This is a genomic window from Acinetobacter sp. YH12211 (assembly GCF_013418015.1).
Lineage (GTDB): Bacteria > Pseudomonadota > Gammaproteobacteria > Pseudomonadales > Moraxellaceae > Acinetobacter > Acinetobacter towneri.
The window spans coordinates 144,261-165,299 of sequence record NZ_VPCW01000004.1 but is presented as its reverse complement, the minus strand read 5'-3'; the positions used below and the strand labels follow the sequence as shown (position 1 = coordinate 165,299).

Below are 21,039 nucleotides of genomic sequence, written 5' to 3'. Positions count from 1 at the left end.
TAAGCTTAACACGAAAAAATAACGCTTCAGGAGCCATGCACCAAGATGAAAGCTTTTTTTATACGAACTTTGTTAATTCTTGTTAGTGTGGTGCTTTTGGTTCAATTATGGATTTTTAGCAGCTTGGTGTGGTGGCGTACGCAGCCTGTGCAATCGACCATGATGATGCGTTTGGATTATTGGGCTGAACCGAGCAAGCCTATTCAACACCAATGGCGCGACTATGACCAACTCAGTGACAACTTAAAACGTGCTGTAGTGACTGCCGAAGATGGCAAATTTATGCAGCATCATGGTTTTGACTGGGAAGGTATTCAAACTGCGCTGGAACGGAACAAAGATGAAGGCAAGGTTGTTGCAGGTGGTTCTACAATTTCTCAGCAGCTCGCCAAGAATTTGTTTTTATACAATAAGCGTTCTTTTTTGCGTAAAGGCCAAGAAGTTGTGGCGACATGGATGATGGAACGCATGTGGTCAAAGCAGCGTATTTTAGAGGTCTATCTCAACTCGGTAGAATTTGGCGATAATATTTATGGTGCCGAAGCTGCGGCACAGCATTATTTTGGCAAAAGTGCAAAAAGTTTAAGCCGTGATCAAGCAATTTTCTTGGCTGCGATTTTAACCAATCCAAAATATTTTCAGGAACATCGTAATGCGGGGGCATTAAAAGCCCGTAAACAGATGGTGCAGCGCTATATGCGTTATGCGGAAATTCCCTAAATTGAGCGAAAACAAACTATAAAATGTGAAAATATCCACAAAGCCTAATTTTTTAGGCTTTTTTTATGAAAATGTCACAAAATTGAAGCATACTTGTAGCAGTGCCAAACATTTTAAAAAAGCATAGGTGGGTATGAATACGGCAACAGGCGCGACTCCTGCGCAAACAGAATATACATATAATGATCGCTACATTAACCGCGAACTGTCTATTTTAGATTTCCATTTGCGCGTGCTTGAGCAAGCTGTCGATCCGTTGCATCCTTTGTTGGAACGCATGAACTTCCTGCTGATTTTTTCACGTAACTTGGATGAGTTTTTTGAAATTCGTGTTGCGGGCATGATGGAACAATTGGACTTGGGCAATGAAAGCCGTAGTCCAGATGGTTTAACCCCTAAGCAGGTGTTAGATCAAATTTCTAAAACAGCACATGCTGCTATTGAACGCCAGTACCGTATTTTAAATCAGGAAATTTTGCCAAAATTACGTGAAGAAGACATTTGTTTCTTACGTCGTGGTGAATTAACCCCTGCACAATCGGCATGGGTGAAAAAATATTTCCAAGAGCAAGTTGCCCCTGTATTAACCCCAATTAGCCTAGACCCTGCACATCCATTTCCACGTTTGGTCAATAAAAGTCTGAATTTTATTGTGACTTTAGAAGGGAAAGATGCTTTTGGTCGTCAAATTGATTTGGCGGTTGTTCCTGCACCACGTTCATTACCACGTGTAGTTCGTTTACCCGATGAACTTACAGGCGGTAAAGAGCACCACGTCATGCTTTCAGCAATTATTCATGAGCATGTGTCTGACTTATTCCCGGGCATGACTGCGACTGGATGCTATCAATTCCGTGTGACCCGTAATGCAGATTTGGCGTTAAATGAAGATGTAGAAGACTTGGCCAAAGCCCTAAAAGGCGAATTAAACTCACGCCGTTTTGGTCGTGCGGTACGTTTAGAAGTAACGCACAACTGCCCGAAAGCCATTTATGATTATTTGCTAGATGAGTTCGATCTTGAAGAAGAACAACTTTATAAAGTAGATGGCCCAGTGAACTTGGCGCGTTTATTGTCTAATTTTAAACGTCCACATTTACGTTATGATTCACATACACCCGCCATTCCAAAGGTGTTAAAAAAGTCTGAAAATATTTTTTCAGCGATGCAAAAGCAAGACATTTTATTACACCATCCGTTTGAATCTTTTGCACCCGTGATTAACTTGCTGCGTGAAGCTGCACGTGATCCACAAGTCTTGGCAATCAAACAAACTTTATATCGTAGTGGCGCAGATTCTGAAATTGTACAAGTGCTTGCAGAGGCTGCACGAAACGGTAAAGAAGTGACTGCGGTGATTGAACTGCGTGCACGTTTTGATGAAGAATCTAACATTGCTGTGGCTAACGTGTTGCAAGAAGCGGGCGCTGTGGTTGTGTACGGTATTGTGGGGTATAAAACCCACGCCAAAATGATTTTGGTGGTGCGCCGTGAAAATAATAAATTGGTGCGTTATGTACATTTAGGCACAGGTAACTACCACGCAGGCAATGCGCGTATTTATACCGACTATGGTTTACTGACCACAGACAAAGAGCTGTGTGAAGATGTGCATCGTATTTTCCAAGAGCTAACAGGCATGGGTAAAATGGCAAAACTGAAAAAGTTGTTGCATGCACCATTTACCCTGCACGTACAGTTGGTGAATTATATTGATGAAGAAATTGCCAATGCTAAAGCAGGTAAGCCCGCACAAATTATTGTGAAAGTGAATGCACTGACTGAAATGCAATTGATCAATAAATTGTACGAGGCGTCTCAGGCGGGTGTGCAAATTGATCTCATCATCCGTTCAATTTGCTGCTTGCGCCCAGGTTTGCCGGGCTTATCGGAAAATATCCGTGTGCGTTCGATTGTCGGACGTTTCCTTGAACATACCCGTGTCTATTATTTCTCTAATAATGGCAATCCACGTATTTATTGTTCAAGTGCTGACTGGATGGATCGTAACTTATTTAACCGTGTTGAAGCGTGTTTCCCAATTGAAGATCCTGCCTTGAAAAAGCGTATTTATGAGCAAGGTTTATTGACCTACATGCAAGACAATCAACAGGCGTGGTTGTTGCAGGGTGATGGAACTTGGGTGCGTGTAAAAGCAGCTGAGGGTGAAGAGCCACACAATGCGCAGCGTATACTGACCGATAGTATTGTTTAGTTTCAAACATTTATAACAGGTAAAAAGAGCGATGCCAGACATCGCTCTTTTTTTGTTTCTAATATTTATTTAAGACTTATATTTTTGATTGATATTTATTGATCAATAATTTAAGAAAAACAGCACATCGCATCATCCGCATTCATAATTTTCCGATAAATACTTTTCACATAACCATGCACCAGTTGTTCTGAAGCATTCAGGTTGGCAGCAACTTGTTGTGAAGGTAAACCTTGTCCTGAAAGCGCCAATATTTCATGTTCAGTTTTAGAGAGTGCCAAAGAATGACCATGTGCGACAATGGATTGTTCGCAGGCTAAGATTTCATTGGCTAAGTTGCCGTCTAGCGGTGAGCCGCCACGTAAAATGGTGCGAATCTGGTTTTGCATGCCTGTTGCAGATTGGTCGCTAAAGACATAGGCTGAAATGCCTAAATGAATAGCTTGTAGCAATTGTTTGGGCATACTTGAAGGCAGCACCGCCACAATTAAGGTATCTTTACGGAAAAGTTTGAGATTTTGGATAAAATCAATTTGAGCTTTTGACCAAGACTGTAAATTGATAAATACCAAATTAGGCAAATGTTGCTGCACCATCAGCACTGCATTTGCGAGCGATGGGCTGCAAAGTAGAACCTCTTTAGGGTAGCCAAAATTTTGTAAAATGTGGCTTAAATTTTGTGATGCTTCTACCTGATCATCAATCAGCAGAACAGGCACAGGTAAAACGAGATCTCTGTGAATCATGACAAATACTCCTGTGCTGTTCTATAAATAATTTTGATAAATAGATTGTGCGTGATATTGCTGTAACTGAATATCCTTAAATATAGTGATTTTTATATAAAAATGGTAAATATAAGTAATTGTTGCTGAATATTTTTTTTGAAATGTGTTGAAAACGTGAGTAATGTAACTCGATACCGTTCTTTCGTTCAGTTGTAAGAGTGAATTGTTGAATTTGTGATGAATCTCACATTTTAAACTTATTCATATTTATAAGTCACTTAAATCATAGTGAACTGCAAAAACAATACGCATTTTTGAACGAAAAATAAAAAAGGAGCCATGTTGGCTCCTTAATGAAATGTTGGATCGTGTGTCTAAATTTAGACTGCGTTTTGAGTGATTTTCTGTAAAATCTGCAGCAAAACGTCAAATTCACTTTGTAATGGCGTGCTTTTACGCGTCACTAAAGCCAAAGTACGGCTTGGTGCAGCCTCAATACTTTTGATCTGTAAATCTGGATTCGATTTGATCATGGCATTATGAATTGCAATTTCAGGCAATAGGGTAAAGCCTAAATTTGCAGACACCATTTCAACCAAGGTCGGCAAAGAGCTGGCTTTTAAACGATGATCGTTTTTGCGTTCACCAATCGGGCAAGCACTTAAAGTGTGATCACGTAAGCAATGACCTTCTTCAAGCAGCATTAAACGCGATAAATCCAAATCATCTAAAGAATTGGCCTGCGCCGATTTTTGATCGCCCTTGTGATAAACCAAGAACAAATCTTCTTTAGAAATTTCAGCCACTTTCAAACCACGCGTATCGAATGGCAGGGCTAACACCACCATATCTAAATTGCCGTGTTCCAGTTTTTCGACAATTTTTTCACTTTGCGCTTCGTGTAAATGCAATTGAATTTTAGGTAGCTGCTTATGCACTTCATCTAACAGTTGCGCCAAAATAAATGGGGCAATGGTTGGAATCACGCCTAAGTGTAAATCACCTGTGAGAGGCTCACTCATTTCACGGCTTAAACGCATTAAGTCCTGTGCATCTGCTAACAGAACACGGGCGCGTGCTACGACTTGTTCACCCAATGGGGTTAAACGTACATTCTGTCGATCACGTTCTACCAGTACGCCGCCAAGCAGGCGCTCCAGTTCCATGATCCCGCCAGACAAAGTCGACTGAGTTACAAAAGAACGGCGAGCCGCTTCTGTAAAATGTAACGTTTCAGACAGTGTAACGAGGTATGACAGCTGTCTTAAAGATGGTAATGCAGCCATAGTGTCCTAATGATTATGATTTAAAGTGGTGAGCAAACAGTTCGCTAAGATGAGGAATAAAGTGTGGAGGAATATCATGCCCCATTCCTTTGATTAATTCAAACTTAGCGCCCGGAATCGCTTTCGCAACAGCCTTACCATGCCCTGGTGGGAGCAAACGATCTTGCGAACCATGTACCACAAGGGTAGGTTGCTGAATTTGTTTGTCCAGTTGTAGCAACGAGCCTGTACATAATATTGCTAAAAACTGTTGAAGTACACCCGCAGGGTAATAACTTCGCTGATATAATTTGCGTGCAGTTTGCATCGTTTCGAGTTGATTCACATAGCCAGGTGAGCCTATCACCTTAAATAGTTTTAAACTATGATCAACAATGCCATTTTCATCTTGTGATTTTGGTCTTTCTAGCAAGCTGAACAGTTGTTTCGGAAATGGTGGTGGTAAAAAAGGCTGGTTATTACTGGTAAATAATAAGCCTAAATTATTCACGCGATCTGCATATTTGGCTGCCAAAATTTGTGCAATCATGCCGCCCATAGAAGCACCAATCACCTCGGTCTTTTCAATGCCTAAGCGCTCTAATAGCAATGCAGCATCATCCGCCATATCAAATAAGTTATAAGGCGCACCGTGGTTTTGCAGACCTAAGCTAAAACGCCCCATCATTTTATAGGTGTTCAGACGCGGGCCTTTGTGGCGAATTTTGGATGACAAACCAATATCGCGGTTGTCATAGCGAATGACACGATAGCCCTGATCAATCAGTGATTTACAAAAGAAATCGGGCCAGTACAACATTTGTGCGCCTAAACCCATAATCAGCAAAATAGGTGGATCTTCAGTTTTGCCGCCCACTTCGACATGCAGCTGAATTCCGTTGCCTAAATCGACTTTGGTTTCGTGCATAAATGCCGTATAGGGCGATGTGGTGAACTGAAGTGCACTATTCATGTTGTGATCCTCATGTCAGGCAAGGGCGAAATCAATCGCCCTTTATTGTTTTTATTTTATTCCGATACAGGCAATAAGTCTGGCACTAATTTGGTCAAACTCAAGCGTTGTTTGGCCGCTGTTGCGCCTAATAGGACAAAGCCACGTAAGGTATCGGTTTGGTCATAGGCTCTGGCAATCATGCCATCGTCAAATTCTTCGGTATGCCAGTTGACATCTACCCCTAGTGGCGCAGGTAAAACGGTCAGTGGTGCAGCAGGTGTTTTCACTGCAACAGGCATGGCAGGGTAGTGTACCTGAGTAGTTTCACCATTTAAGGTTTTGGCTAAGGCACGTGCTTGCTGCATGATTGGCATCACATACGGCAATAAAATACCATTCACTTCCGCACAGTCACCTACTGCATAGATATCAGCTTGGCTGGTTTCAAGTTGCGCATTGGTTAAGACCCCACGACTGGTTTCGATGCCTGCTGTTTTAGCCAAAGCAATGTTTGGTTGTAAACCAATGGCAGACAGTACCACATCGGCAATTAAAGACTGACCACTGGTAATGGTCACTAAATAGTCGTCATTTTTAATTTTCGAAACTTTTTCAACGGTTGTACCCAATACAAAATGGATACCCGTTTCTTCTAGGTTTTGTTTAAAAGCATTGGCTACATAATCCGGCAATAAACGACCTAGTGGTTGTGGTGCAAGGTCAATCACCGTGACTTGGTGTCCTGTTTGCTGCAAGTCATTGGCAAATTCACAACCAATTAAACCTGCACCTAAAATCACCACACGTTTGTCTTGACGTTGTTCAAGCTGTTGGCGAAATGCGGTGTAATCACTTAAATTATTTACCACATGAATGTCATCACTGCCATCGCCCGCAATGGCTAAACGTACAGGATTCGCACCCACTGCCAAAACCAATTTAGAATAAGGTTGTTGGCTGCTTACACCCTCTTTTTCTAATTCAAGTACATGTGCTTCTGCATCAATTGCTTTAACCCAAGTGTGGGTTTCAATACGCATATTGAGTTGGCTTGCCATTTTAGCTGCATCGCCCAATGCAATTTGAGCAGGGGCTTTATTGCCCGCCAATGCGTTAGATAAAGTTGGTTTGGCATAATTGGCAGCATCATCTGCACAAATCATGACTAACTCTTGTTCTGCATTTAGCTTACGAAACTCGCGTGCAACAGTATAACCTGCCATGCCTGAACCAATAATAACGATAGGATGCATAAGGTGTACTCCAAATGAGGGCATAGAAATTGGCGTTAAAAAAAGACCATCGGACATGGTCTTTTCGTGGTCTTAAACTTCAATCATTTCAAAATCAGCTTTTGAAACGCCGCAGTCTGGGCAAGTCCAGTCATCAGGAATATCTTCCCATAATGTACCTGCCACAATACCATCTTGAGGCCAGCCTTCTGCTTCGTCATAAATCCATCCACAAACGATGCATTGATACTTTTTCATTCAATTCTCCATAAACCGATCTTTAAATTTCCAGATCAGCAAAAAACTTATCTACGACTAGTTGTATGATATATCTATTTGATTAAATTTTTACGCAGTTATACGGCTAAAGTAAAGTAAATAAGCGATTTTAATCTGTGCTTTTATAGAATGAATAGCTGCATGGGACATAACCGCGCAGAAAAGACCTCTTTTGATATAGATACGGCATTGTAATGAGAGAATGGCTGCAGGAAAAATCACGTTTTTATGCGTTTAAATGCCATTTAAGACCTTGGTCGTACAGTAAAAGTCTTATATTTTTGCTATTTTATTATGGAATAAATATATATTAATATTTTTAAGTATATTAAAGTTTATAAAAATCAAAACCTTGTAGTGTTTTGATGCGTGATTGATGGCAGTCTTGCCGATTCGATCACTAGCCTTATGTGAAAATAAACGGTAAAATTCAACCATTCTTTAGTCACATTTCTGATCTTCCATGAGCAATTTGTCTACTTTTTTGTGGTCGCATATTCGTACAGTTCCTCATTTTCCAAAACCAGGCGTAGATTTTTATGATTTAACGCCTTTGTTTATGAATAATTTGGATTCATTAACAGATGCTTTAATTGCCAGCATTCCTGCAGAAAAATTAGCTGAAGTTGAAAGCTTTATTGCAGTAGAAGCACGTGGTTTTGTATTGGCGAGCCTTTTGGCACAGCGTACAGGCAAAGGTTTGGTACTTGTGCGTAAAGCAGGTAAATTGCCACCACCAGTTGTGGGTGTGGGTTATAGCTTAGAATACGGTTTAGACCGTTTAGAAATGGCTGCCGATGTGCAAGCGCAAAAAGTCATTATTGTAGATGATGTATTGGCGACAGGTGGCACTTTAAAAGCAGTGAAACAATTGGCTGAAAAATGTAATCATCAAGTTTTAGGTGCAAGCATTTTCCTAGACTTACCAGATTTACACAAAAATTTAGGTTTAGATATTTGGTCCGTATTGGACAATAAATCTAAACCAGAACAAGCAGTGGCTTAATCCTTTTAAGTTATTGTAACTGCTGTAAAAAAGCCTGATCTCCATAGTTGTGATCAGGCTTTTTTAATGGGTGATGTTTAATTGATTATTTTTAATGGATAGCTTTGACTTTATTTGGCAAGATAAGCTTGTTCGATTTGCTGAATACAAGAATTAATATTTTCTGGATGCAATAAGCGATGATGCCCAGACTCAAAAGTAGAGGTCTGCATATAGTTTTCTAAAAATGCTTGCGCGGCATGCATATCCAAAATTTCATCGCCCAATTCTAAATAAGCCAATTGTGGAATATCGTGCTGCAAGTCATCATCTGAAATTGCAGGATAGTCATTGCGAAACGTGGGAGCTAAACTTGGATTTGCCACCACACACGGAATATGGTGCGACAAAGACATTTTGAGTGCCCAATAGCCGCCTAGACTATGTCCCACCAAAATTTCAGGCTTAATTTTTTGAATGATATTGTGATAAAAATCGGCAACAGTTTGATAATTTAAGTTGCGATAATCGACATTGATACAAAATTTTTGTTTTGCATCTATGGCATGGAATTTAGTCGACTCCCGCGAGGAATCTAATCCATGTAAAAACAAGACTTTTAAAGCACATGTATTCATTGCCAGATTCACAAAGTTAAACATCTTGAGTCAAACTGAGCCTAAAGATAAAGTGGATAGAAAATAAAATATTTAGACTGATACATCAGCAGGTTTAAAAACAGCAAAATACGGTCTTTTTCATCTATTTTCTGAACAATATTGTAGTGCGCTTAGCCTGAGAAAGAAGTTAGCTTTTGGTCTAAGTCTACAAAAAATCACAAAAGCAAGTGGCAATTTAAAAAATAAATTGCTCGAGTCAGAGAAGGCATACGAAATCGTGTCTAAATCTGCTATTCTATTGAACTTCTTTTTTTAGTAATTATTCGAGGCAGAGATGACGCAACATAACGCTCAATCGACTTCTGAACCCACTATTTCCGAAAACGATTTAATTGCGCAGCGTCATGCCAAGTTAAAGCAAATTCAAGAACAAGCGCAGGCGAAGGGAACTAGCCCTTGGCCAAATACGTTTAAGCGTGAAAACTACGCAGAAGATTTGCAGGCACAATTCGCAGAAGTTTCTAAAGAAGAAATTGAAGCAGGCGAAAAAGTGTATGTGTCTGTAGCAGGTCGTGTGATGTTGAACCGCGGTTCATTCATCGTAATTCAAGACATGACAGGTCGTATTCAGTTGTATGTGGCGCGTAAAGAACTTAGTGCTGAAACATTAGAGACGATCAAGAGCCTAGATTTGGGCGATATTATCGCAGTGAAAGGCTATATTGGTCGTTCAGGCAAAGGCGATTTATATGTTCATATTCAACATTTTGAATTGTTGACCAAATCTTTACGTCCATTACCAGACAAATATCATGGTTTAAGCGATACCGAAGCGAAATATCGTAAGCGTTATTTAGACTTAATCGTAAATGAAGACACCCGTAAAACCTTTGAAATTCGTGCCAAAGTGGTTTCGGGTATTCGTGCATTTTTAACTGAACAGCGTTTTATGGAAGTTGAAACGCCAATGATGCATGTGATTCCTGGCGGTGCATCGGCACGTCCATTTGAAACGCATCATAATGCTTTAGATATGCCGTTATTCTTGCGTATTGCGCCTGAATTATATTTAAAGCGTTTAGTGGTTGGCGGTTTTGAACGTGTGTTTGAAATTAACCGTAACTTCCGTAATGAAGGGGTGTCTACACGTCATAACCCTGAATTTACCATGATCGAATTCTACCAAGCTTATGCCGACTATAAAGATTTGATGGCATTGACTGAGCAAATGCTAGAAAAACTGGCTTTGGATATTTTGGGTACTACCGATGTGCCGTATGGCGATGAAGTGTATAGCTTCAAAGGCCCATTCAAGAAAATTTCTATGTTTGATGCCATTCTTGAGCATAATCCACAATTCACGCCAGAAAATGTTAATGACCGTGATTTCTTGGCTAAATTTGTGCAGGAAGAATTGAAAGAACAGGTGAAGCCTGGTTTTGGTTTGGGCAAACTACAAACCATCGTGTTTGAAGAAACCGTAGAAACTCAATTACGTCAGCCGACTTTCATTACAGAATATCCTGCAGAAACGTCGCCTTTGGCACGTCGTAATGACGATAACCCACACATTACTGACCGTTTTGAGTTCTTTATTGGTGGTCGTGAATTGGCGAATGGTTTCTCAGAATTAAATGACCCGATTGACCAAGCTGAGCGTTTCCAAGCACAGGTTGCAGAAAAAGACGCAGGCGATGATGAAGCGATGCATTACGATGCAGACTTTGTTGAAGCTTTGGAATACGGCTTACCACCAACTGCAGGTGAGGGCATCGGGATTGACCGTTTGGTAATGTTGTTTGCCAACGCTGCGAGTATCCGTGATGTGATTTTATTCCCACACATGCGTCATAAAAACTAAGTTTTAGCGCATCGTTGACGACATAAAAAACAACCTGCAGAAATGCAGGTTGTTTTTTTGTTGTAACTTAAAGTTAAACACTTGCCACCAATTTTTTGATCATAGGTCGCTGGCGTTGACTGGCAAGCCATAAATCATGCTGCATTTGTAAATTCAACCAAAACTCTGGTGAGGTTTCTAAGGCTTCACTCAAACGAATCGCCATATCTGCAGAAATTCCAGTATGACCATTCAAAATGCGAGATAGGTTTGCACGTGTCACTCCAAGAGCTTGAGCCACTTCAGTCACAGAAGTTTCACCAATATATTCGCGCAACATTTCGCCCGGATGAGGTGCATTAAACATCATATTCATCTTTGTACTCCTGCGCTAGAAGCTATGTGATAATCCAAATAATCTACAATGTAGACATCACCATCTTCAAATTTAAAAATTACACGCCAATTACCATTTACTGTTAGTGACCATTGATCTTGTAGATTTCCACTCAATTTATGTAAACGCCAATTGGGTGGAGTTCGCAAATCATTCACCGTAGATGCAGCATGTAGTGCTGCAAGTATTAAACGTAATTTTGTAGAATACGCTGCTTGAATACCTGCTGTTGAACCAGTTTGGAAAAAAGCCTGAAGACCTTTATGTTTAAAACTCTTAATCAAGCCTTAGTATCCAAGTGTATTGTGTATATGCATAGTATACGTTAATTCCGAGTTTAATCAACCAACCTGTTCAGGGCGGTCTTGGTGTACTGTGAGTGATGTGCAGAATTTTAAAGTGAAGAGGCTTATAATAGTGCCGTCTGAATCCGTACTTTCATGTCTAAAGCTTGCTGTAAAATATGCGCTTTCATCCAAGTTACTTGTGTACCTATGGGGTTGGTTTTAATAGCAGTGTTTAAGAAATCCAGTTTTTCTTGCGAAAATAATTGCGTTTCAATCGCTTGATGCAGTTCTGCCGTGGTTGCATTTAAAGGCACATCTACCAAATAAAAACCTTTAGGATAATTATAAAATGCATACATTAAGTTAAAGGCTTTTTGTTCGGCCTTTAAATTGCCCGCACCAATTTCATAGCTGCGGTCTTGATTGCTATGCGTCACGCCTATTAAAAAGGAGAGTTGTTGATCACGGCAACGCAAACCAAATTGCAGCCCAATCTGATCTGCACTGAGTTCGTGTTGCACAAACACGTTGAGCATGGAGCCATCATCATTCAGTGGTTCTTGAAAAACCAAAAGCTCTGGGCTGTGCTGATAGAAAAAACCAGCCAATTTTGCCTGTTCAAGTTTGGATTTAATGGGTTCAATATGCGGCATGGGAGAATCTTAAAACTAAAAATATGGCTTTACTTTAAGCATTTTTTTAGCGGGGTAGAAGCGTTAGATTAGATGAATAATCTATTAACTTATTGGAAAAAGTGAGGCTAAAAAGTATAAAATTGACTGTGTTAATTCATTTCATTGGCATTAAAATTTGTGGCCATAAAAGAATAAATTACTGATTAAATAAAACTTATACTGCTTATTGGTTTTCTTTTATATGAGCTTTTTGCATATAAATATAATAAAACAAGCAATAGTTAGCATAACTAAATCACTATAATCAAGATCAAATTTTATCTGTGTTATTTGGACACAAGTTTAAGTATATCCGGTGTGATCAATGTCAATAAATCAGGAACGACTTACTCATCTTAAACAGCTTGAAGCTGAGAGTATTCATATTATCCGTGAGGTTGCAGCTGAATTTGAAAATCCAGTCATGCTGTATTCGATTGGTAAAGATTCTGCGGTAATGCTGCATTTGGCTTTAAAAGCATTCTACCCTGCAAAACTCCCATTTCCACTGTTGCATGTCGATACAGGCTGGAAATTCAAAGACATGATCACTTTCCGTGACAACATGGCAAAACAGCACGGTTTTGATTTAATTGTCCATCAAAACCAAGAAGGGGTAGATGCCAACATCAACCCATTCGATCATGGCAGTTCTAAATATACCGACATTATGAAAACCCAAGGCTTAAAACAGGCATTGGATAAATATGGTTTCGATGCCGCTTTTGGTGGTGCGCGTCGTGATGAAGAAAAATCACGTGCCAAAGAGCGTGTTTATTCATTCCGTGATGCCAAACACCGTTGGGACCCTAAAAACCAGCGTCCTGAGCTATGGAATTTGTATAACGGTAAAGTCAACAAAGGCGAGAGCATTCGTGTGTTCCCATTGTCTAACTGGACTGAATTAGACATCTGGCAATACATTTACCTAGAAAGCATTCCTTTAGTGCCATTGTACTTGGCTGCAGAACGCCCTGTGGTTGAGCGTAGTGGTACTTTAATTATGGTTGATGACGAACGCATGCCGTTGCTAGAAGGTGAAGTTCCACAAATGAAATCGGTACGCTTCCGTACTTTAGGTTGTTATCCACTTACGGGTGCAGTCGAATCAGAAGCGAATACCTTGCCTGAAATTATTCAGGAAATGCTATTGGCAACCAGTTCAGAGCGTCAGGGTCGTATGATTGACCACGATGAAGCTGGCTCGATGGAAAAGAAAAAGCAAGAAGGTTACTTCTAATCTCTCCTGAAAAATCTCCCCAAACCCCTCTTTATAAAGAGGGACTTATAAAAAGCGGAGCAAAGCCTCCCTTTATAAAAGGGAGATTTAGAGGGATTAAAGATTAAAAAACCGATTTCTAAAAAATATGTGGAGCTTTGAGTAATGTCTCATCAATCGAATTTAATTAGCCAAGATATTTTGGCGTATTTAAAACAGCACGAAAACAAAGATCTACTGCGCTTTTTAACTTGCGGTAACGTAGACGATGGTAAATCGACATTAATTGGTCGTTTGTTGTATGACTCAAAATTGATTTATGAAGATCAATTACAAGCCGTGACTCGTGACTCGAAAAAAGTCGGCACTACGGGCGATGCACCTGATTTAGCTTTATTGGTCGATGGTTTGCAAGCCGAGCGTGAGCAGGGCATTACCATTGATGTGGCTTATCGTTATTTTTCTACTGAAAAGCGTAAGTTCATCATTGCCGATACACCTGGGCATGAGCAATATACACGTAACATGGCAACAGGTGCATCGACTTGTGACTTGGCGATTATTTTGATTGATGCGCGTTATGGCGTACAAACTCAGACCCGTCGTCATACTTTTATTTCTAGTTTATTGGGCATTAACAATATTGTGGTTGCCATCAATAAAATGGATTTGGTGGATTATTCAGAAGCACGATTTAACGAAATTCAGACGGAATATGCGAACTTTGTGAATCAACTGGGTGATCGTAAACCATCGAATATTATTTTCACGCCAATTTCTGCCTTAAATGGCGATAACGTGGTGAACAAGTCTGAGCATACCCCTTGGTACACAGGCGATACTTTAATGGGAACATTGGAGTCGGTAGAAATTAACCGTAACTCGGCTCAAAATGATTTCCGTTTCCCTGTGCAGTATGTCAACCGTCCAAACCTTGACTTCCGTGGTTTCTGCGGCACGATTGCTTTGGGCGATATTCATGTGGGTGACCGCATTGTGGCATTGCCATCGGGCAAAAGCTCGACAGTAAAAGAGATTGTGACTTTTGATGGCAATCTTGAACATGCAATTGCAGGTCAAGCAGTTACCCTAACACTGAACGATGAAATTGATATTTCACGTGGTAATGTGTTGGTGCGTGAAGATCAAGTGCGTCCTGAAATTTCACGTGCTGTAAATGCCACTGTGGTGTGGATGGCTGATCAGCCACTATCTATTGGCAAGCTGTATAACTTAAAAGTGGGTACACAAACTGTGCCTGCAAAAGTCACAGCCATTCATTACCGTACCAATGTGAATACTTTGGAACAGGTGCAGGTTGAACAGCTTGAACTGAATGCAATTGCCAATGTCACCATCGAATTTGATGCGCCTGTGGTATTTGACCGTTATCAAGACAGTCGTTATACGGGTTCGTTTATTTTCATTGATCGTTTAAATAACGTGACCATTGGCGCAGGTATGGTTGAAGCTTGCGTAGAATGGACTGCACACAGTACACCTGTAACAGCCGAAGACCGTGCTGCACGTTTGGGTCAAAAACCTGCAGCGGTATGTGTACCAAGCCAAGCACTTGAACAGTCACAAGCACTTGAAAGCTTGCTGATTCAGCAGGGTATTGTTGCCATTGCCAAAGCAGGTTTAGATGCTGCGCAGGTTGCATTACTCCGCGAAACGGGCATTGTGGTCATTAGTGATGTAAACAGTGGTGCAGATGCAGAGTTGACTGCGACAGCTACAGAAGAACTGGCAGAAAAAATTATTGCCCTAGTTCGCTTATAAAATTAGATTCGTTTATAAAATCGAATCCACATCCCCAAAAAACCGCTTTCACCTGAAAGCGGTTTTTTTATGTGCGTTCACTATATTGGAAAGTTTGTTTTTTAAGTGTGCTCTAAGGGTTCGCCATTGAGATGTTTGAGCATGGGTGTGAAGTGCCCATAGCTAATTTTTTGAGGTTGTATTTCAAAGCCATTTTTTTCATAAAAACTTAAAGCAGTCTGTGTGCTAAATACACTCATGTGCGATACATTTTTGCGCTTTAAATCGCTTATTGCTTCAAATAACAAGGCTTGACCAATACCGCGTTGTTGTACTTCGGGGGCAATGGCATGTTGTAAAATTTGCCCGCGATCACTCATCATAATAAAGCCAACCACCACATGCTGTAAGACATAGACCCAACAATTGTTTTAATGCAGCAGCATTAAAATATTTTCATAGCTTTTATTTTCTAGCCATGCCTGAATTTTGGCTTCATTGCGTTGATGATCTTGAATACAAGAGCGAATACTGGCGTGTAATACCGCAACCAAATTGGCGACATCTTGAATTTGTGCAGCTCTAATCATCTAGGCTTAGGGTGATAGATAAAAACAAGGCTCTATTGGAAGCGAAAAGTGTTTAAAGAAATAGCAGAAAATTGTTGTGTTTTACTGCGTTATACTGCAGCACAAGTCCTATTTTTAAGGCAATCGGTATCATTGTGTAATTGAGCATTGCACTTTTTAGCGATGCATGGATGGAATCATCTGTTAAAGCATAAGCGTTGAAGCGTGCAGCAGCGAATAGACGCTAAGCCCTGAAATGGTTATACTTTATTGAAACGCCTGAAATAAGAGCGAAGACCAAGATGGCAAAACTATTGTTATGGATTTTGTTGTTGATTGCCGTATATGCAGTCTGGAAAGTCTGGTTCAAAATAAAAATTAATCGTACTTTTCAGCAAAGCTGTCAAGATATTGCCAATATTGCCAATATTGTCCAAGACCCGATTACCCACAAAGCACCGCGCCCTGTAGAAGAGGTGGTGGAAGAAGTTGCCGAATACGAACAGCAATTATTTGATGATATCGCAGAAATATTTTTAAGCTTAAAAGTATCTAGTCGTGACCCTGAAGATGCCGAAACTATTCAACAAGAAGTGCTGAATAAAATGCCTGCCAAAGCACATACGCAAATTCGTCAGTTAGACTTGGGGGAGTGGTCAATTTACTGGAGTTTTTACGAGCAATCCCTTGAATATTTTGTCGGCAAATACGGAGTTTTTATTACCCATGTAGACCGCTTTGGGCAAGAGCATAAATACAATAATTCAGAGCAGTTTCAAACAGATTGATTTTCATGTCTGATTTTATGTTTATGATTTTACAGAGGTTTCTTGAAAATTAATTGCAGCATCTTCTTGTCAGTTAAGTGTTTGGTTAAATGTTGAGTTTTGCGCTATTTTCCCGAAAAGAGGTATCATGCCTTTTTCTTTTACATAGGCAGCATCAATGTCAGTTTTAGAAATCATTGCTGTGTTGATTAGTGTTTTAGGCGTGACCTTAACCATTAAGCGACATATAGCTTGCTGGGTGGTGAATTTTATTGCCTGTTTGCTGTATGCCTATTTGTTCTTTGAATATCAATTGTATGGCGAAACGGTATTACAAACCCTATTTATGGGCATGGCTGTTTATGGTTTTTTCCAGTGGAAAACTGCACAGCAGCAAAAACAACATATCATCATTCAAAGCTTGCCACTCTCTAAAATGTGGCTGCAAATTGCACTGAGTAGCATACTGGGTTTACTGTTTGGGCTAAGTTTAAAGTGGTGGACGCAGGCTTCACTGCCTTTATTGGATGCACAACTGGCAGTTATGAGTCTATTGGCAACCTATTGGACCAGTCGTAAATACTTGGCTACATGGGTGTTATGGATTGTGGTCGATCTGGTGTATATCGGCATGTTTATTTACAAAGAGTTGCTGTTAACGGCTGTGTTATATGCAGGTTTTGTGGTTCTTGCTTATTTGGGCTGGCGTGAATGGCATAAAATCCGACAACAACATGCGGCACATTCTGCGGTGTGATGGCGTGTAGCGATGAGCAATTTAATTGATTTTAAACAGGCGCAGCTTAAACAATTTGATTTATTGGCATTGGATATTTTAGCGTATCCTGAGCGTTATTTACAGTTTGATTCGATTGCAGATTTTTACCAAGCCCAGTGGTTAGATGATTTCCCCAAAGGGACGACATGGTGTTCCACAGGACTAGATGATGGCGCAGAACATTTTTATGCCAAAATTGAATTTTATGGGCATTATTTAACTATTTATAGCCATGAAACCTATGCCGCTGAATTTGGCATCATTCACACAGAATAGACAAAATAGAGTCAATGACAGCAGGCGGAAAAAACATTTTAATAGCCTGAAAATAAAGTTGTATTTAGGATATAAAACAGCTTATACCCGTTGAGCATCAGCCAAATTATATTGCACGATGATGCTAGACCTACTCCATCAATAAACAAAATAAAAGGAACTCAAATGGCTCATCAATTTACTGTAAACGCCACCATTCATGGCGTTTCAATTGACGAATTTAAGCGTTTAGTGGCAGATGTTGCTTTGCATGAAGCAGTCTGCAAGCGTATTCCTGGTGAAAATTTGGAAATTTTAGAATCTAAAAAGAACGGTGATATTTACACTTTACGCCGTGCTTATAATTTAGATGTGAATATTCCAGATATGGCTAAAAAATTATTAAAAGATGCATTTCGTTTAAAACGCAATGATGTGACCCATTTAACGGCGCTTACTTCTACCGTGGAGCTTGGTGCAAACTTGCCTTTAGAAGCTAAAGGCGAGCGTAGTGTGACAGGCAACCATGAAAAAATTGATATTCAATTAAACTGGACAATTAAGGTTAAAGTGCCATTGATTGGCGGCATGTTGGAAAAACATGCAGAAGGGGAAATCCGTCGTTTCAGTGAGTTGGAAATTGGTATTGTAGAAGATGAACTCAAGAAAAATTTAGCGGCTTAACCCTTCATTTCTACTAGAAAAGATTGCTCTTAAATACATGCTTGGCGCTGCCGTTTTCGGTGGCGCTTTGTTTTTTGGACGTATTGAATTGTGATTGTTGATGCTGGGGTCATTTTACAGTGATCAATTTTTGATTTTTGAAAAAGTTTAGTGCTTGGCTTTATTGCATACAGACTATCGTCTTAATTTATTATTTAAATATAGTATATTTATTATGCTAATATTTTGACCAGATTTAAATTGAGTGTGAGTTCTGCCATGAAATTGATTCAGTTGTTATGTTTATCGGTTTTGCTGACCTTTGCCAGTCTATCTCCAGCAATGGCAGAGAGCAAAAAAGATCCACTTTTTGTCTTGCTTACCAGCAGTGATGCGCACCGCACCAAAATGGCAATTGGCATGAGCAATAACCAATTTGGCAAAGGTCATCCACTGACGATTTATTTGGTCGATCAAGGCGTAATGTTGGCATCTAACCGCTTTGAACATAAATATGCAGAGCATCAGAACATGCTGAAAAGTATTATCGCCAAAGGTGGTGATGTGTATATCTGCAAAATGTGTATGGAGCAGTACGGTGTTGTTGAAGGTGACTTAATGAAAGGTCTGAAATATGCCAATCCAGATGCTATGGGTGAAGCAATTTTCCGTCCAGGCACTCAGACACTGAGCTGGTAATTCGGCTGCTTGAAATGCAAAAGCCTTGTTGAAAAACAGGGCTTTTTTATTGCGGAATTTCTAGCGCATGGCGTATTTTTTTTAAACGATAATCCAGTGCAGCGCGGGAAATTCCCAATAAGCGTGCCGCTTCAGATACATTGTGTTTGGCTTTTTGCATCGCGGTGATAATCAGTTGTTGCTCATGCTGTTCTAAATCAAAACCTTCGGTTAAAAGCGTGTCTAAATCTACGCTGTCTTGCTCATCTACAGTATGGTCGCTGTGCATTTGCGGAAACAGGGCATTCAGTTTAATCAGTTGTTGATCTTCCGTCAGTAGTACCGCACGTTCGAGCAGGTTTTCCAGTTCACGAATATTGCCAGGCCACGCATAGCTTTGCATAAAGTTAGTGGCTTTTTCACTGACGCCTTGAATTTGTTTGTCATACATTTTTTCAAAGCGTTTTAAGAAATGTGCAACCAATAATGGTAAATCTTCACGGCGTTCACGCAGCGGTGGAATCTGCACAGGAAAAATGTTTAAACGGTAATATAAATCGGCACGGAAACGACCTGCTTTAACCGCTTGTTCTAAATCTTCATTGGTTGCAGCAATCACGCGAACATCAATATGACGGGTTTGCGAATCTCCAACGCGTTCCACTTCACCTTCTTGTAGCACACGCAGCAAAGCCGCTTGAGCGCGTGGCGAAAGTTCAATCACTTCATCTAAAAAAATAGTACCGCCATGGGCGCGTTCAAATTTACCTAAGCGTGATTGATGTGCACCTGTAAATGCACCTTTTTCAACACCAAACAGTTCAGATTCAATCAGTTCAGGTGGAATTGCCGCGCAGTTGACCGCAACAAAAGCATGTTCTTTACGCTGACTCAGTTCATGCACACCACGGGCAAAGGCTTCTTTTCCGACCCCTGTTTCACCTTGCAGCAAAATCGACACTTTGGCACCTGCGGCTTTTTTGAGTAAGTCACACACCCGCTGATAAGCCGCCGATTGTCCGACTGAGCTGAACATGCTGTAGTCATTTTTACTGGTGGCATAAATCGACTTTTTCAGTTCATACAATTCGGCTTGCAGTGCAATGAGTTCCTGTTCCATCGGTTCAGGCGACATGAACTGAATCAGCTCATCGGCATTTTCCCATTCACTGAGTTGTTTACCAATAATACGGCAATGCTCACGCCCGCAGGCTTTACATTCCACTTCCTGATAAATAATGGTCATGCCTGTGGCAAAACTGCTGTAACCGCAAGCATAGCCCAGCAGCATCCAGCAGGAAGGTTCGTGACTCAGTCCAAATTGCTCAACATGCACATCGGCTTCAAAAGAGTTATGCCAGTTTAAGTCTGCATAAAACTGTTTTTTCTTTTGATTTAAAATCAATTGATTGGCAGAAACTTGCACCATGCCACGAATACCGTGCATTTGCGGCCCTGCCATAAAAGCCTGTTCTTCATTTAAACCTGGGCGCATTTTAGTAGTGACTTCTGCATCTTTCAGACCTGCCTGATAGCCCAAACGAATAAAAAAGCGTTTGGTGCGTTCCATCCCAATCATATTGGCAAGGTCTTTACGCAAATAGCCCATGATGCTGGTATGCATCAGCAACATGCGATATTCATCAAACCAGATTTGTCCACGCTCAGTGTCAAAATGTAGTTTGGAAAGCAGGTCGTGAATTTCCTGAGGATGACCTGCATATTTGCCGCTGCTGTCGTATTTTACTCGTACCATGCGCCGTGTTTAATCCATTAAATTCGAGGCTGTTTAGCCATCTTATGCAAATTCGTGAAAATTCAATAATACCTAAACAGCATCATGCCAAACCTTAAAGGTATTTAGTTGTATCTATATGTTTTTGTTGTTTTTATTCCGTCTTTATCATAAGCGAATTGCATAAAGCCTAAGGGTAAATTTTTGTATCTGTACGGGCTGTATTTCATCAAATCATGAAATCTTAAATTTTTTAAACATCAAAATTCATCAAATCATGAAATCCAAATTCTTATAAAAACACTCAGATTTTTTAAGTTGCTGTTTTTCAATGTTTTTATAAAGTTGGCACGCTTGTTGTAATAGTAAAAGTAAGCAACAGATGCATGAAGCAACTGAAGCAAGTTCTGAATGAAT

22 protein-coding genes and 1 pseudogene are annotated in these 21,039 nt (G+C 40.3%); 11 read left to right on the top strand and 12 right to left on the bottom strand.

Annotated elements, in window-relative coordinates:
- Positions 1-45 precede the first annotated feature (45 nt).
- Entirely contained in the window at positions 46-720 is a 675-nt protein-coding gene (mtgA, locus tag FTU98_RS03865; RefSeq protein ID WP_004972019.1) for a monofunctional biosynthetic peptidoglycan transglycosylase, read from the top strand.
- 133 nt (positions 721-853) lie between these two features.
- Positions 854-2,935 (top strand): polyphosphate kinase 1, encoded by a 2,082-nt coding sequence (ppk1, locus tag FTU98_RS03860; RefSeq protein WP_179988962.1) that lies wholly within the window; start codon positions 854-856, stop codon positions 2,933-2,935.
- A 110-nt stretch (positions 2,936-3,045) separates the two neighbouring features.
- Here ppk1 and FTU98_RS03855 read toward each other — a convergent pair whose 3' ends face one another.
- The 5 genes from FTU98_RS03855 to rubA form a co-directional block, all read right to left on the bottom strand.
- Complete coding sequence (locus tag FTU98_RS03855; protein ID WP_096900972.1) at positions 3,046-3,681, bottom strand: LuxR C-terminal-related transcriptional regulator; 636 nt, start codon at positions 3,679-3,681, stop codon at positions 3,046-3,048.
- Positions 3,682-4,043: 362 nt separating this feature from the next.
- A complete protein-coding gene (oxyR, locus tag FTU98_RS03850; protein WP_096900971.1) occupies positions 4,044-4,949 on the bottom strand; it encodes a LysR family transcriptional regulator OxyR in 906 nt (301 codons plus the stop codon).
- A gap of 13 nt (positions 4,950-4,962) precedes the next feature.
- Positions 4,963-5,901 (bottom strand): alpha/beta fold hydrolase, encoded by a 939-nt coding sequence (locus tag FTU98_RS03845; RefSeq protein WP_131261612.1) that lies wholly within the window; start codon positions 5,899-5,901, stop codon positions 4,963-4,965.
- A gap of 56 nt (positions 5,902-5,957) precedes the next feature.
- Positions 5,958-7,136, bottom strand: coding sequence for an FAD-dependent oxidoreductase (locus tag FTU98_RS03840; protein ID WP_179988960.1), 1,179 nt, complete (start codon positions 7,134-7,136; stop codon positions 5,958-5,960).
- Between the two features lie 72 nt (positions 7,137-7,208).
- Positions 7,209-7,373: a rubredoxin RubA gene (gene rubA / locus FTU98_RS03835; protein WP_004972007.1), complete on the bottom strand. Its 165-nt coding sequence runs from the start codon at positions 7,371-7,373 to the stop codon at positions 7,209-7,211.
- A gap of 484 nt (positions 7,374-7,857) precedes the next feature.
- On the opposite strand from rubA, the gene FTU98_RS03830 reads away from it, so the two are divergent.
- Positions 7,858-8,400, top strand: coding sequence for an adenine phosphoribosyltransferase (locus FTU98_RS03830; protein ID WP_004972003.1), 543 nt, complete (start codon positions 7,858-7,860; stop codon positions 8,398-8,400).
- A gap of 110 nt (positions 8,401-8,510) precedes the next feature.
- On the opposite strand, the gene FTU98_RS03825 is transcribed toward FTU98_RS03830, so the two are convergent.
- Positions 8,511-9,017: a YqiA/YcfP family alpha/beta fold hydrolase gene (locus tag FTU98_RS03825; RefSeq protein ID WP_026438299.1), complete on the bottom strand. Its 507-nt coding sequence runs from the start codon at positions 9,015-9,017 to the stop codon at positions 8,511-8,513.
- A 316-nt stretch (positions 9,018-9,333) separates the two neighbouring features.
- Between FTU98_RS03825 and lysS the strand changes: the two genes are divergently transcribed.
- The gene (gene lysS / locus FTU98_RS03820; RefSeq protein WP_096900968.1) at positions 9,334-10,860 is read left to right on the top strand and encodes a lysine--tRNA ligase; all 1,527 of its coding nucleotides are present in this window, start codon (positions 9,334-9,336) and stop codon (positions 10,858-10,860) included.
- 73 nt (positions 10,861-10,933) lie between these two features.
- Here the strand turns inward: lysS and FTU98_RS03815 are convergent, their stop codons facing one another.
- From FTU98_RS03815 to FTU98_RS03805, 3 genes are all read right to left on the bottom strand, one after another.
- Positions 10,934-11,215: a HigA family addiction module antitoxin gene (locus FTU98_RS03815; RefSeq protein WP_004971994.1), complete on the bottom strand. Its 282-nt coding sequence runs from the start codon at positions 11,213-11,215 to the stop codon at positions 10,934-10,936.
- On the bottom strand, positions 11,212-11,520 hold the full coding sequence (locus FTU98_RS03810) for a type II toxin-antitoxin system RelE/ParE family toxin (protein ID WP_180050456.1): 309 nt from the start codon (positions 11,518-11,520) through the stop codon (positions 11,212-11,214). The genes FTU98_RS03815 and FTU98_RS03810 overlap by 4 nt, the downstream gene beginning before the upstream one ends.
- Before the next feature lie 125 nt (positions 11,521-11,645).
- Positions 11,646-12,176 carry a hypothetical protein gene (locus FTU98_RS03805; protein WP_180050454.1) on the bottom strand — a complete coding sequence of 177 codons (531 nt, stop codon included), beginning with the start codon at positions 12,174-12,176 and terminating at the stop codon, positions 11,646-11,648.
- Between the two features lie 352 nt (positions 12,177-12,528).
- Between FTU98_RS03805 and cysD the strand changes: the two genes are divergently transcribed.
- On the top strand, positions 12,529-13,437 hold the full coding sequence (gene cysD, locus FTU98_RS03800) for a sulfate adenylyltransferase subunit CysD (RefSeq protein ID WP_171501131.1): 909 nt from the start codon (positions 12,529-12,531) through the stop codon (positions 13,435-13,437).
- 144 nt (positions 13,438-13,581) lie between these two features.
- Positions 13,582-15,198 (top strand): sulfate adenylyltransferase subunit CysN, encoded by a 1,617-nt coding sequence (cysN, locus tag FTU98_RS03795; RefSeq protein ID WP_154320938.1) that lies wholly within the window; start codon positions 13,582-13,584, stop codon positions 15,196-15,198.
- Between the two features lie 101 nt (positions 15,199-15,299).
- Here cysN and FTU98_RS13915 read toward each other — a convergent pair.
- Positions 15,300-15,593, bottom strand: a pseudogene (locus FTU98_RS13915) (GNAT family N-acetyltransferase); the annotation flags it as partial.
- Positions 15,594-15,608: 15 nt separating this feature from the next.
- Positions 15,609-15,767 (bottom strand): hypothetical protein, encoded by a 159-nt coding sequence (locus FTU98_RS13910; protein WP_257220009.1) that lies wholly within the window; start codon positions 15,765-15,767, stop codon positions 15,609-15,611.
- 281 nt (positions 15,768-16,048) lie between these two features.
- On the opposite strand from FTU98_RS13910, the gene FTU98_RS03785 reads away from it, so the two are divergent.
- From FTU98_RS03785 to FTU98_RS03765, 5 genes are all read left to right on the top strand, one after another.
- Positions 16,049-16,534, top strand: coding sequence for a hypothetical protein (locus FTU98_RS03785; protein ID WP_154320937.1), 486 nt, complete (start codon positions 16,049-16,051; stop codon positions 16,532-16,534).
- Positions 16,535-16,691: 157 nt separating this feature from the next.
- On the top strand, positions 16,692-17,270 hold the full coding sequence (gene pnuC / locus FTU98_RS03780; RefSeq protein WP_154320936.1) for a nicotinamide riboside transporter PnuC: 579 nt from the start codon (positions 16,692-16,694) through the stop codon (positions 17,268-17,270).
- A 12-nt stretch (positions 17,271-17,282) separates the two neighbouring features.
- Positions 17,283-17,567 carry a hypothetical protein gene (locus FTU98_RS03775; RefSeq protein WP_096900962.1) on the top strand — a complete coding sequence of 95 codons (285 nt, stop codon included), beginning with the start codon at positions 17,283-17,285 and terminating at the stop codon, positions 17,565-17,567.
- Between the two features lie 165 nt (positions 17,568-17,732).
- Positions 17,733-18,230, top strand: coding sequence for a DUF2505 family protein (locus tag FTU98_RS03770; RefSeq protein ID WP_004971978.1), 498 nt, complete (start codon positions 17,733-17,735; stop codon positions 18,228-18,230).
- A 258-nt stretch (positions 18,231-18,488) separates the two neighbouring features.
- Positions 18,489-18,908: a DsrE family protein gene (locus tag FTU98_RS03765; protein ID WP_004971976.1), complete on the top strand. Its 420-nt coding sequence runs from the start codon at positions 18,489-18,491 to the stop codon at positions 18,906-18,908.
- Between the two features lie 46 nt (positions 18,909-18,954).
- Here the strand turns inward: FTU98_RS03765 and mobR are convergent, their stop codons facing one another.
- Positions 18,955-20,643 carry a phenol degradation transcriptional regulator MobR gene (mobR, locus tag FTU98_RS03760; protein WP_179991127.1) on the bottom strand — a complete coding sequence of 563 codons (1,689 nt, stop codon included), beginning with the start codon at positions 20,641-20,643 and terminating at the stop codon, positions 18,955-18,957.
- Positions 20,644-21,039: the final 396 nt, after the last annotated feature.